We start from the raw sequence: 13858 nt of genomic DNA, 5'->3' as shown, positions 1-13858 counted from the left end.
TTACTTGTATAATCCGGAGGCCTTGGATCTTAAATGTTCGATGTAGGCATCAGTTTCCAGATCAGTATAATCGCTTCTTTCCCAAACTGCTTTACCATGTTGCCAGATATTCTCGGAGATACAGTTGTTGATCGAATCCAAGTCGGCTGTATTCGCATACTCTGATACATTTCTTTCCAGGTCATCATTCATTTTTTGACGCCAGTTCGCCGCCATTACATCTCCGAGCGTGTAATTGGGGAAGTAACCGAACTTGCCTTTCCCCCAATGGACATCCTGGAGAATAGTTTCAGACTCATCCAGATCGTACTCAATACCAATGTGATCGCCGATGTATTCCTGCATTTTATCTTCCCAATTTTCATGCAGATTATCCACCAGTTCTTCCACAGACCTGTCTGATTCAATAAGTTCTTTCTCCAGTTCGTACCTCACTGCTACGTGAAGCGGATACGTAATTGGGTCAGCGGATACTCTTTTCGTGTTCTCAGGTTCAATAGCGTTGAACCAGGCATAAAGGTTTTCTGCCTCAAAATCCGGTACTCCATGATTTTTCAGGAAACCCTTAGGACTGTCATTACTTCCTTCGGATAGGAACTCGAGGAATTCTTTTGATCTGAAAATGTGGTTCTGGTAGAACCGGGCGCTTCCTTCATCAACTGCTTCGGAAGGAGGCTCTCCTAAAGGCAGGTACATGTGTTGTTCTGAAAGATTCTGCCTCCCGAATGTATGACCGAATTCATGAGCGGTTGTATCCAGGCTTTTCGCCCAGAAAGATTGATCGGTGGTTTGAAGCGGGGCCATCAACGGGTTACCGTATTCCATTCCGCTTTCAGCGATTCTGACAGGCATTCTCATAGGGTTGCCGGAAAGCATGTAATTCGCCAGGAATTCATGGATTGCAGCTGAGCTTCCGGTAACTTCATTCAGGCTTTCAGATTCATCAACTTTAGCTCCTGTCTTATTCCAGAGTTCCTCAATTTCTTCATTAGAAATATCCTCAAGTATTGATATTGACTCAGATTTCACTTCCGCCATCAGACTATCAATTTTTTCCTGTTCGACATTCGGCTCCCATATGTTCAGAACTTCTCCATAGTTCTGACCCGAGAAATCTCTGAGAGCGTATACCAGATCTGTGAACTCTTCCTCAACATCTTCAAGTTCTGTGGCTTCGCCCCATTTGCTTCTTAATCCGTTTTCCCCATCAACCAGTTCTCTTACAGTCTGTGGGATTTCAGAGTCATTTCTGTACTCTCTAACAGCATGTCTTATGTTATCCTCCTCATCTTCAGAAAGGGAACTATCCAGGTCGTCTAGATGAACTTTCTCCACTATGTCTTCAAACTTTCTGACTTCCTGAGAATAACTCTGTAAAACATCTTCCAGATCATCACTGAGAAGTTGGAGAAGCTGATCATCACCTTTAGGTCTGATCCCAGGACCTGAAGCCTTTTCCGAACGGAGTAATTCTTGGGCAACCTTTAGTCTTCCAATCTCTTCTCTTTCTTCAAGCATCTTCTCTTCAGGGCTTCGAAACATACTTCTCAGTCTCTCCATTATTAATCTAAAAACTTTATGCATTGGTTCCTAATTGAAGTTACTGTACCTCGTTAAAAACGTCATTCCCGGTATTTTACGGATACTGGATAAAGTATCTGATAACAAGAATGCATTGCTCATAGATCGATATTCTGTTCGACACGGGAATTAATCTCTTTGAATACTTCCTCCTCAGAATTTGAGGCATCAACAAGAATTGTTGACTCGTTCTCAAGTCTCCGGTACCGTTTGACAACTTTCTCCTGAAAGCTTAGATCCTCAAAGATATTGCCGTCACGTCCTCTTTCATCTACTCTTTCCATACCTATTTCCGCAGATATATCGAGAATAAAAGTGAGATCGGGTTTCAAAGTCTCTTTATTCAGTCCATCGATCCATTCCCTGTCAGCTCCCATCACCGGCTGGTAAACAAGTGAGGAATGATAGTAGCGGTCAGATACTACTGTTTTACCTTCTTTTAGCCATGGAATCACTCTGTCTTCAAGATGTGCCATTCTATCAGCTGCGAATCCTAGAGCAACTGTCTCCGGAGAGTGATCCTCCGATGAAATCATCTCATCGACTTTAACCCCTATCCTCTTATCTGTAGGTTCAAAAGTCCATTCTGCCTCAAGTTTCTCAGCAAGTTTCTTTGACTGTGTTGTTGTACCAGCTCCGTCGGCTCCTTCTACGACAATGAAAGTACCGGGGTAATCACGTTCCTTCACACCCAAATTTTCATCCACGAATCTATTTGTATCCTATCCAATAGTTGAAAAAAGTGGAACTAGAATAAAGTCATATGCTAGAATCTGAAGAAATCAAGAGTATTGGTCTGAGCACCGGTTTAGTAGTTTCAAACATAGCATTGATAGCTTTACTTGCCCTAACACCTGCCAGACAGTTCGCCAACCTGGCTTTCAGCATACCCATAGTAGGAGTACTTGTATTCGGTGCCCTGATAACCGGAGGATCCTACCTGGCGCGAAACGGAATAAAAAATGATTCAGACAAGAAAGCAGTTCTAGGTACAGTTATACTTCAGGCTGCATACGGGGTCTTCGGCGCCGGAATAATAGGTTTCCTACCACAGAGCGCTCATGCAGTTGTACTCGGAATAACCGGGCTTGTCACGGCAGGAATCACAGTTCTCAGCGGAATAGTGGTGTATGGAACAAACCATGACTTCAGCGACTGGGGAAAATACTCCAGCTACATGTTCCTAGGAGTTATGGGATTAGCGTTCGTAGGCAGTCTAACACCTGTGGTTCTCGCAGGAGCTTTCTTACTGGCTCTCGCCGGCTTCATAACATACCTGATCTACCAGATCTGGGAGATGAAGGAAACATCTAGTAGAGTATATCTGAACGCAGTCGGAATCTACGTAGCCTTCATGGGTGTCTTCGTACAGATCCTCCAGATAATCGTCGAAATGTACCTGAGAAGGTGAAAAACAGTTTCGATATTGAATCGAAAGACACTTGAGTCTAAAATGAACAAATGATTATATGGAGCACCGAGATCTTTCTGAGGCAGATCCCGAAGTCTACAAAGCACTAAAAAACGAAATTGAGAGGCAGGAAAGTGAGTCACTGGAGATGATCGCTTCCGAAAATTTTGTGCCCAAACAGATTCTAGAGGCTCAAGGTTCAGTTTTGACGAACAAGTATGCCGAAGGATACCCTGGTAAAAGATACTATGCAGGATGTGAATACCATGATAAAGTCGAAAACCTGGCCAGGAACCGTGCATGTGAAATATTCAATGCAGATCACGCCAATGTCCAGCCTCATTCAGGTACTACAGCGAACATAGGGATCTACGGCAAGTTTGTCGGACAAGATGGTAAGATACTCGGCCCTGTTCTATCACATGGCGGACACTTATCTCATGGACACAGTGTCAGCATATCCGGTGACATGTTTGACTTTGGAACATATCCAATAAGTAAGGAAACAGGAAGATTTGAGAAAGAGGATATAATGGAAGCAGCAAAAGAACATGACCCAGAACTTATCGTCTGCGGGTACTCAGCTTACCCAAGAGAAGTTGACTTTGAAATGTTCCGGGAGGTCGCGGATGAGGTAGATGCGATGCTGATGGCGGATATAGCACATATTTCAGGTCTGGTGGCGGCTGGAGAACATCCTTCTCCATTCCCGCACTGTGATATAGTAACTACCACCACCCATAAATCGATCAGAGGCGCTAGGGGCGGGATGATACTCTGTAAGGAAGAATATGCCGATGATGTCGACAGCGCAGTTTTCCCTTACTCACAGGGAGGTCCGCTTATGCATCAGATAGCCGGGAAAGCAGTATGTTTCAAGGAAGCGATGAAACCAGAGTTCGAAGACTATGCGAAACAAATAAACAAAAATACTGAAGCCCTGGCAGAAGGACTTCAATCACAGGGATTGAATCTTGTATCTGGAGGAACAGACAATCATCTAGTGCTGGTTGATCTAAGAGATGAGGATATAAACGGGAAAAAGGCAGAAAAAGCTCTCGAGGATGTAAATATAGTTGCCAATAAAAACGCTGTGCCTTATGATCCTGAGCCACCGATGGTAACTTCCGGAATTAGAATCGGAACACCGGCCCTTACCACACGTGGAATGAAGGAAGATGAGCTCAGAGAGATCGGAGAAGTAATCGGTGATAGAATTGAGAATCCTGAGGACAAGAATTTGGGTGAAGAAATTAGACAGAGGGTATCAGAACTATTAGAAAGGTATCCGCTTTACGAGGGATCGGAAGTAGAGTTTTGATAGACAGGAAGCCTCAGCTTTACTCCAAATCCTTTCTCCTCTAATTTCTCTTCTGTGTATTGGATTGAGCCATCATATAAATCCGCTATTTTAGTCGCTGTTGAAAGACCATGACCGCCGTCCTTGTTCTGGAAAAGTTTTTCGGCCCATTGCTCTCTTTGCTCTTTAGTTGAATGTTTTTCGAACAATCCCTTTCCATCGTCCCAAAGATTTATTTCATAAAAACCATTGTCTCTGGTTATTTCAGAATTAAGATGGTCAGCTCCGAGTCTGTCAGCATGGTCTTTCCAGTTCTTGGCTAAAGTCCAAGTTATAATTCTTGCACCGTAATCCGCCGCCAGTTTTCCTTTCTCGTGTCCGTTGAACTCAAGATCGGTACTACATGATTCTACGATATTTTTACCGGGTTCAAGTAATTCCTGGACTTCGATCGATTCTCTAGCGGGTATGCCCCCAAGCCTTTTCTGGTAATCAAGTATATCTGTTGAGATATCTATTACCGAGTCAGCGCAGACACCGGCCTGGCCTTCAAAATATCCTTTGAAGTTCGAAATATCTTCTACGGTTGATTCAAGCAGCAAGCCTCTTCTCGAAGCAGGTTTTCTTACCTGTTCTAGATTCTCCAAGAATTCGGCCATCATTTCTTCATCGCCTTGAATGTCACTCGCCAGTCCATTGAATTTTTCCAAGTTATCCTTTTCCTCTGCGAATTGTCTGTATCCATCGAGCTTTGCCTGATGGTTACCTAATTCATGTGTATAAGTTTCAATTAGGTTCTTTGTTTCAGGAGTTCCAACGAGGAGTGTCCATCGTGTCTCTCCTAGTTCCTCTAACGAATCCGTGTAATCCACGCCCATGATTTTACCCGAAACCTTTATATTTGTTACCTAGCGGTTAGGATAAAATTTGGTTTACGGAAAGACAAGATAATTTGAATCTCAGGGTATAATGATTACCTATGGAGAAGTACCAGAACCTTGTCAAAAACATACTTGAAAACGCAAACTATAAGCCAAACAGAACCTCCGTAGACACCATCTCGACTTTCAGCCAGTTCTACAGAATCGATCTATCGCAAGGATTTCCACTGGTGACAACTAAAGACATGTCCGGATACCGGTGGAACTCCCTTATCCATGAACTCCTATGGTATTTCTCAGGAGAAGAACACATCAAGAACCTCAGAGAGGAGACGAAGATCTGGGATGCCTGGGCTGATGAGGAAGGAAAACTGGAGACCGCTTATGGCAGATTCTGGAGAAGATTCCCGGTTCCAGATGAAAATTCTCATCTTCCTGGAGAGACGTGGTCAGAAGAAGATGATCACAGATGGGTAGATGAGGAAGAAGATGGCGCTCTTACTTTCGACCAGATACAGTACGTTATTGATCAGTTAAACGAGAATCCGAAGTCCCGAAGAATAGTTGTGAATGCATGGCACCCCGCTAATGCTACAGTATCAAAGCTTCCGCCGTGTCACTTCAGCTTTGTATTCAATGTTCAGGACGGAAAACTGAATACTCATCTGACACAGCGATCCGGTGATACAGCGCTTGGAATACCTTTCAATATTGCTGCATACTCCTTGATTACGAGAATGATTGCGAAACAGACCGATCTTGAGCTCGGCGAGTTCGCACATACAATCGTAGACGCACACATCTACTGCGGGACGGAAGAGAGAGGTAAATGGTATGGAAACAACTTGGAAGAACTGAAAGATAGAGTCAGTAAATGCGAGGATAGACAAGACTATCTGGAAGTCAGAGACTGGATACTGGAGAATGCACCGGAAGAAAATGAAGGAGAAGAGAAAAAAGATCACATACCCGGGTTGTTGAAACAGCTTTCCCGTGAACCACGTGAAAGACCGGAAATGGAAGTTCCGGACAAACCAATAGATGAAATGAAACATGATGACTTCCAACTCAAAAACTACAAACCTCATGAAGGAATCAAATTCGGGATCGCAGAATGAAAGAAACTGAAGAAAAATCAATGGATCGGCTATACGAGGAAGAAATTAAACCTGTTATAGAGAATTTGGATAAGGATCCTTTCCGATCAACCCATGTTGCTGAAGCAACCGGTCATCCGAGTACATTCTGTGGTAGAATACTCACTCAAGCCTCCGAAGAAGATTCATATGAAATAGAGAAGATTGACGTTCATCCTGGAAAGTACAGTGTAGAAGGAAATACTTTAGATCATGGAATCAATTTCTATAGAGAAGAAGAACAGATGAGAGATTCTGTTCTCGAATACCTAGAGGAGGAAGGAGAAATAGATCAAACCGAGATAAGCAAAATCGTATCAGAAGAACTGGAAAATGCTTCAACTGTGTCCAGAGCCTCAAAAGTAGGTAAATTAACCGATTACCTGAAATCAGAGGAAACCGTGACTTACGACGGAGATAGGATAGTTTTCGTAAAAGAGGATTAAGGATGATGGAGAAGATAATCATAGCAGCGGTCGCGGAAAACAATGTAATAGGTAAAGATGGCGATATACCCTGGCATTATTCCGAAGATATGAAGCATTTTAAACAGAAGACAACAGGAAACACTGTTATCATGGGCAGGAAAACGTTTCAGTCTCTTCCGGACAGCTTCAAGCCATTGCCGGACCGCCAGAACATAGTCTTGACAAGATCAGATTTTTCTCCACAAAGTGAGAGTGTAACTGTAGCGAACAGTCTCGATGAGGCTTGGGTGAGAGCTAACAATGAGAAGGTATTCATTATTGGAGGGGAAGGAGTCTACGAGCAAAGTCTTGAACAAACAGACAAGATGATCCTAACCGAAATAAAAGGAGAATACGAAGGAGATACCTACTTCCCGGAGTGGAACGAAGAAAAATGGAGAGAAACAGAAAGAGAAGAAAAAAATGAATTCTCTTTCGTTGAGCACGAAAGACTCAATTGAAGCTGTAATCAGTGTTCTCAGTTTCTTCATCATTTGAGCTAATTGATTGAGTAAGTTCTCTAACTGATTCCTTAACGTCTGTTCTACCCGTATACTCCAAGGCAGCTACAATCAAAACAATCAAAATAAGCAGAACTCCTCCCAGCGCTCCAGGCGAGCCCGTGAATTGACCGGTAATTCCTCCGTTAGTTGATGGGGAATCATCCTGTTGCTGAGTATCGGTATCTGACTCACCTGTGGTATCATCTTCAGGATCTGTTTGATTCTGAGTCTGGGCATCAGACTGCTGATCATCTCCAGTTTGATCAGTTGAATTATTTGACTGCTGTTCAATGTTATCCTGTTGCTGGGCACCACTTGCAGAGTTGTCGGTAGAATTATCTGTCGTGTTCGGGGATTCTTCAACTTCTATCTCAACCGTATCCGTATCTTCATTTCCAGACGAGTCTTCGACAGTCAATTCAACTAAGTAACTTCCTACGTCTTCAAAGGAATGAGTGACTGATTCTCCTGAAGCAGAACTGCCGTCGTCTAAGTCCCAATTGTAGCTTGTGATCTCAACATTGTCGGTTGAATCTGAAGCATTGAAATCTATATCCTCACTGGGCTCCGGATTCGAAGGATCGTAAGCGATATCTGCCGATGGATTCTCTGTATCTGTCGCTACTGAGTAAGGTGAGAAAGATTCAACAGGGGCTGAAAACACAGTGTAATCCTCTTGCTCGGATTTAATTGATGTATCAAGTTTGTTCCACTCACCGCCCTCATAGTGGAAGATATATACTTGAGAACTAGAACCAAACTCATTATTTGAGACCTTGAAGCTAACCTCTCCATCCTCTACATCTGAATTACCGAAACCTGCTGGATTTATCTTAGCTTTAGATTTGATCTCGTAATCATCTAGTTCAGGGATATCAGCATCTAAAGTAACATCAAAGCCTCCCTCAACGGGTTTGCTCAGATCTGCTTTTACCGATCTGAATTCGTTTTCGTTTTGCAAATTCTCAGGTACTGAAGCTTTCTGCTGACTTGATTCTTTCTCGCTTCTTGCCGAAATACTTTTTCCAGGGGAGAGTTCAACTGAGACGCTTTCGATGCCCTGCTCAAAGTTATATTGATTCTGGGTTTTTATTCCACCAATGTAAAGGGAGACATTAACTCCAGCAGGTACCAGAAGCTTTCCATCTCCAGCATCCGGACCACCAAAACTCGCATCATTAAAACTCATAGAATCAAACACTTCATCTCCATCTCTTACTTGAATGGTTGCGTCGGCAAAGCTGGAGTCTGAGATATCTCCTCCATCTAGAGAAATATTTCCATAGACTGACGCCGGATTATCTACCGGTTGGGAGGAGACAAAACCCGCAACCGCTACAATAAAAGAAAAAACAACTAGGGTTTTCCTCATTTGAGGATCACCTCTAATTAGTGATTACTGAGTATTCCTCGCCCTCAGCAAGGTTCACCCAGTAACCAAGTTCATCTCTTGTCTCATTTCCTGAGAGATCGCCAGTGCTTAGAATCTCTCCTGTATTGAAGTCACTAGACTCGCTGTACTGTGTCGGAACATATAGGCTTCTTAACGGACCTTCCAGAACTGAGAAACGATCCTTCGCATCTCCATCACTGGCTACACCTACAGTGTTCCATCCTTCTTCCAAGCTCACTGAATCAACATTCTGTGCATTATCCGAACCGGAAGCATGTTTGAAGCCAACCGTTGCGTCATCTCCCTCAACATTTACATAGAATGACTCTAGAGGAGACTGGGTAGCCGAATTCTCCCAATCAGAAGAGTCAAATCCGGAGAAACTCTGGAAGCTAGCAGCACCATTAGTTCCAACAGCTGGAGTCTCCGAAAGCTGTTGAGTTGGCGAGACAGGTGTGTAACCTTCTTCAACATGGACCAGTCTGTCGTAGTCGCCACTTTCAGTTAATTTCCAAGGAGCAAAATGAACATTTCCTAATACTTGGCTTTCATCTGGACCATAATCTTGTCCCCAGTAGTTTCGGACGGCATTCAGACTTTCATCACTATTCTTGTTCAAAACAGCAATGTCGTTTCTCTCAAAACCATTTCCAGAAACGGTTATTTCATCCGGATTCGCAAACCCATTACCATTGCCTCCATCAATGCCAACTCCGACTCCTTTGTATTTAGTCGCAGTGACATTCGAAATCGTGTTGCTTCTGACTAGTACATTCTCAGGGACGCCAGATTCAGTACTGGAAGGTGTTGCCACAGCTCCATAGGCCCATCTGCCTCTGATATCTTCAATAGTCGAGTCAGTGACCGAAACATCCTGGACACCCGCCTGGAGCTTGATACCGTCGGCACCGGCACCAGTCTGCATGATATTCCGGATCTCTACCTCCGAGATTGTTACGCCGTTGATACTGTCACCTTTATCGTAGTTCTTGATTTGGATTCCTTCAACTGTCTTCGTCGTTCCATGCGGCCGGATGTCCTCGACAGTTACGTCTCTAATAGCGATGTCTTCGCTGATATTATCAAAGCCGTTAGCGTTGCCGACGAAAATCCCTTCAACTTCGCCGGAACCACTCTTTGCACCATTCCGCACAGTCAAATTCTCGACGGCCACACCATCAACCGGGATATCTATCCGGCCATCAATAACTGTTTCCTCACCGCTGCCGACAAGACTGACGTTTTGTTTTCCAATACTTACAGATTCATCGAAAGTTCCTGCTGATACATTTAATTTGTCTCCGCTTGAAGCCGCGTCCACTGCTGCCTGTATCGTTCCTGAGTAAGCCACTGTGTCTCCCGAACTGACTACCTTCACGTCCTGTGAATAGTCAGAAGTTGCATACCAAGATTCCAAATCGATAGTTCCGTATATCCGCTTGTTAGCTGGTCTTGGAGCCTGACCCCAGTAGTTTTCAGAGACATCGAGATTGGTATCTTCATCTCTATTTGCCACTACAACTCCTGAAAAGTCATTTTCGCTTACATCAACATTTGACAGGCTGGTTAATTGAGAATCTTCAATATTGAGTGCTGCCACACCAGCTGAGAGATCATTGTCCTTTATAATCAAAGTAGGGTTTGTGGCATCGCTGTTTGTACTTCCAAAGCTCACAGCAGCAGAATTTTCGCTCGGCGCAAGGTCAGATACACTGTTGTCCAGTAATTTAGTCTGTTCTGAAGATGATACACTGGCAAGTAAAATTCCTGCAGATGCGGGTCCTTTGCCGACAGCTTCAATTGATGAAATATCTACATTCTCTATCCGACCGTTTTTAATCTTATACTGAGAATTTCCTCCAAGTCTTATTCCTGCAGCAAAGTCTGTGCCTTCTACATCCTCGACCTCTGAATTGATTACTTCTGTTGAGTTTCCTTGAAGTGTCATTCCGTATGCAGTTTCTCCATTGGTCTGACCGTCTACTCCATCCACTACAGTATCTTTGATCACCAATCTGTCTGAGTCTCTATCACCATGGATGCCTCTGATTCTTTCGTCATCGTCATTATTCAGGTTGACAACCTTCAGGCCATCCAATGTTACATTTTCAGCCGTCACCATCAGTGCTGTCCATCCGCTCGCGGTATTGTTAATCACCGGTCTGCCGTCTCCTGCTGATTTTATCGTTACAGATTTACTGACATTAATCTCCTCGGTAACCTCATATGTCCCCTTTTCTAATATCAGAGTGTCTTCAGGCTGTGCTTTATCTATTGCATTCTGAATCGAAGCATAGGAGTCTTCGGTGTCGGTGCCGGTGACTTTCAGGTCTTCGGCTGTACCAAGGCCCGTTAAAAGTAGTATTGTTAGTGTTGCAATCAATGTTTTAGAGAGCGTTAACGTGTTTGAATTAATGTAATCCTTCATGATTATTGCCTGCAAGTTATAGGTTAACAATCTGGATAAACTTTTTTAAACACTAATTGAGAAGGCGCGTTTTTCGACCTAATTTTCCTGTAAGCTCTATTTCGGCGTTTATTTTAGGATGAGTTTTTGTAATTATGCGGCTTGTCCAGTGTTTTACTACGTCATCTGTATTTCAACTGTGCTCATCTATCGGTAACATAAGTCACAAGAAGAGTTTGAAATCAGGTTTCAAATGAGAAAATATATCTGTATAGATTGGGGGGAATATGGAATATACTTGATTAGAAAATTTTTGTATGGACTTGATGGAAGCAATTATCTCTAGCCTGTTTTGGGGCGAGTCTACTGAGATATCATTTAGATGTTAGAATTCTTTAATTCTTTTTCCTAATTAAGGATATTAGAAAGAATTCTGGCCGCATTAACTTAGGAAATTACAGGAGTGACTTCCGCTATTACGTCTCTGACGAGTTGTCGGAACTCTTGGTTTTCCAGCATTTCAAACACTTTATCTCTGATCATCTGGACCTGTAAATCCCTTCTAACTTCTTCTACCTGGTTTGAGGCCTGTTCAACGTTCTGATCTTCTACAAGTAGTCTCTCGGATTCATTTAATGTTTCCAGTTGTTCCTGTTCTATTTCCTCTTGATCCCTCAGTCTTTCAATTGTATCATATGTTTCTATACCTGTCTGAACCTTTTCGAGACCTGCCTCCATTTTTTCTTGTTCTATTTGTTCCAGTTCTTGCTGGGCTTGTTCCAGGTTTCCATTTTCTATCAGTTGTTCGATGTTACTGTACCGCTCTTCTAGGTCTTCCGGTGGCTGGTAAAAGTTTTCAAGCTCCTTAAGTTCTTCTGGCAATCTATCGAAAGTATCGTTTTCCAGATTCCGTGATCTTTCCAGCTCTGCATTCAGCCTCCTTTCATTTAGCTGTTCCTCATCCACTGGAGCTCCTGGAGGCCGCTCTCTTGCCTCTCTTGAAGCAGATCTTGACCGTTCTATTTCATCTCTCGTTTCTGATTGAAGGCTCTCTATGCTTCTATCTATCTCTCCAAGGGATTGTTCCCCTGTTTCACCGGTTTCAAAAGCTTCGATATCTTCCCTTATTTCTAGAATATCTTCTCTAAGCTCATCCACCTCAGCTCCGGATTCTTCTGCCCGATCCAGATCATCTTCAATTTCTTTCAACTGATCTTTCATCTGGCTGACTTCTTCAGCTCCCTGTAACTGCTCTAACTTGATTCTGGCTGGACCAGGTCTATCTTCTTCCAAATAGTTTCTTGCTTCTTCAATCTCTTCCCCGTATCTGGTCTTGTTCAAGTCTTGAGCTGTTCTATCTAAGTTTCGCTCGACTCTATCAATGCTTTTGTAAGTATAACAGGTCACCTCTATTTCTTCCCATCCTGCAGGAATCGGCTCATCGTCTTCAAGTCTTTCACACTCACCCTGAGGATTTACAGCAAACTTTCCCAGATCTATTCCATCTGGATCTCCGGCTATTGCTATCGTGGTATCGCCTTTCAAGCTGTAAGAGCTTTCCTCAAATTCACTTTCGGATTCTATTCTGTAATAGTTATCTATACCTGAATTTCCCGTCCTAACTGGTAGTCTCTTCCACTCATCGCCTTCCACAGTGTAGAAACTTACGTAAGCCTCTTTGCTCGAAACAAGAAGATCGTTATCCATAAGCCAGTTCTCAGGTAAGTCAGCACTCATTCTGAGCTCGAGGCCCTCAATGTTGTTACCGGTTATATCTATGACCGAATAAGGTATCAAATCAGTATCCTCGTAATTAGAAGTATCTTGTTGTTGCATCATCAGCTCTGTTCCGCCTGCTACATTTCTGCCTTCGAGTTCTATCTGGTTTAGGCCTTTCAAAGATGTTCCGGCCCTGAACTCAGGGTTGTCATCGAGTTTTTCTGCTGAGACAGATGCTGTCAATGAATCGGACTCATAATCAACTTCAAGGCCTTCTGCATCCACGCTCGGTACGTGCCAGGTCAAAGTTTTCTCTGCTTCTCCCACAGGTCTTTCATTCTTTACCACTGTCAAATGGAGCTCTGGTTCTTCTCTGCGGATTCTTTGAACTGTCTCAACAGTTAGATTTTTCTGGTTTTTCTCATTAATGGGGTCTCTCGTAAGACCTCTTTCTCCCCAGTTAAATTCCAGGTCATCAGTATTTACGTCTTCTTCGATATCCGCTCTTATCTCAAGTTGATCTCCGGGAGTAACCTTTTCTGTTCCAAGCTCTATCCCAACGTTCATTTCCTCAGATTCTTTCGATTCCTCGCCATCTGTTGAACCTTGATTATCTTCGTTATCCCCAGTTTGCTTTGAATCCTCCTCTTCTGATTTGTTTTCATCTTTTTCTTTCTCTGAGTCTTCTTTGACGGTTACAGTTTCGCTTATATTAACCCGGTCATTTTTTCCTTCGACTGAGGTTCCTACAATCCATTTACCTGAGCTAAAACTTTCCTCAAACATGTAAGTGTTGTTTTCCTGATCTTCAGGTTCTAATACACTATTGTCCTCGACGAAGAAGCTGACGTTGTAATCAGTTAAATTGCTGCTCTCAGTGACTGTGGCCCACATTTTCATATCATCATCTTCTTGAAATTCGGTATGTTCGATCCTCAGATTAACTCCATCCTTAGACTTAGTTACCTCCGCTGAAGCCATTCCAACCAACAAAAGCAGCGTAAAAGATACTGCAAAAGCTTTAGAACCATACATAATATACTACTAAGATATTTTCTGC

The 13858-nt window shown here is 43.1% G+C and carries 11 protein-coding genes; 5 read left to right on the top strand and 6 right to left on the bottom strand.

Annotation, left to right across the window (positions count from 1 at the left end; all coding sequences use genetic code 11):
• Complete coding sequence (locus BRC29_01525) at positions 1–1584, bottom strand: hypothetical protein (GenBank protein ID PSG98790.1); 1584 nt, start codon at positions 1582–1584, stop codon at positions 1–3.
• Positions 1585–1679: 95 nt separating this feature from the next.
• Entirely contained in the window at positions 1680–2288 is a 609-nt protein-coding gene (gene tmk / locus BRC29_01520) for a dTMP kinase (GenBank protein ID PSG98789.1), read from the bottom strand.
• A gap of 56 nt (positions 2289–2344) precedes the next feature.
• Between tmk and BRC29_01515 the strand changes: the two genes are divergently transcribed.
• Together BRC29_01515 and BRC29_01510 are read left to right on the top strand one after the other, a co-directional pair.
• A complete protein-coding gene (locus BRC29_01515; GenBank protein PSG98788.1) occupies positions 2345–2992 on the top strand; it encodes a hypothetical protein in 648 nt (215 codons plus the stop codon).
• Between the two features lie 58 nt (positions 2993–3050).
• A complete protein-coding gene (locus BRC29_01510; protein PSG98787.1) occupies positions 3051–4313 on the top strand; it encodes a serine hydroxymethyltransferase in 1263 nt (420 codons plus the stop codon).
• Here the strand turns inward: BRC29_01510 and BRC29_01505 are convergent.
• Entirely contained in the window at positions 4286–5170 is an 885-nt protein-coding gene (locus BRC29_01505) for a hypothetical protein (protein ID PSG98786.1), read from the bottom strand. The two genes, BRC29_01510 and BRC29_01505, sit on opposite strands and share 28 nt — an antisense overlap.
• Before the next feature lie 101 nt (positions 5171–5271).
• On the opposite strand from BRC29_01505, the gene thyA reads away from it, so the two are divergent.
• Genes thyA through BRC29_01490 form a run of 3 tightly spaced genes read left to right on the top strand, consistent with a single transcriptional unit; the run spans position 5272 to position 7237 of the window.
• Positions 5272–6291, top strand: a complete 1020-nt coding sequence (gene thyA, locus BRC29_01500) for a thymidylate synthase (protein PSG98785.1) — start codon at positions 5272–5274, stop codon at positions 6289–6291.
• Positions 6288–6755: a hypothetical protein gene (locus BRC29_01495; protein ID PSG98784.1), complete on the top strand. Its 468-nt coding sequence runs from the start codon at positions 6288–6290 to the stop codon at positions 6753–6755. The genes thyA and BRC29_01495 overlap by 4 nt, the downstream gene beginning before the upstream one ends.
• A gap of 2 nt (positions 6756–6757) precedes the next feature.
• Positions 6758–7237, top strand: coding sequence for a dihydrofolate reductase (locus BRC29_01490; protein PSG98783.1), 480 nt, complete (start codon positions 6758–6760; stop codon positions 7235–7237).
• Here BRC29_01490 and BRC29_01485 read toward each other — a convergent pair.
• From BRC29_01485 to BRC29_01475, 3 genes are all read right to left on the bottom strand, one after another.
• Positions 7230–8651 (bottom strand): hypothetical protein, encoded by a 1422-nt coding sequence (locus BRC29_01485; GenBank protein ID PSG98782.1) that lies wholly within the window; start codon positions 8649–8651, stop codon positions 7230–7232. The two genes, BRC29_01490 and BRC29_01485, sit on opposite strands and share 8 nt — an antisense overlap.
• A 13-nt stretch (positions 8652–8664) precedes the next feature.
• A complete protein-coding gene (locus BRC29_01480) occupies positions 8665–11100 on the bottom strand; it encodes a hypothetical protein (protein PSG98781.1) in 2436 nt (811 codons plus the stop codon).
• A gap of 426 nt (positions 11101–11526) precedes the next feature.
• Positions 11527–13779, bottom strand: coding sequence for a hypothetical protein (locus BRC29_01475; protein PSG98780.1), 2253 nt, complete (start codon positions 13777–13779; stop codon positions 11527–11529).
• Positions 13780–13858: the final 79 nt, after the last annotated feature.

It is taken from the genome of Nanohaloarchaea archaeon SW_7_43_1, from assembly GCA_003009795.1.
Taxonomy (GTDB): Archaea; Nanohalarchaeota; Nanosalinia; order Nanosalinales; family Nanosalinaceae; genus SW-4-43-9.
The sequence above is the reverse complement of the archived record's forward strand: the minus strand, read 5'-3'. Positions and strand labels throughout refer to the sequence as shown.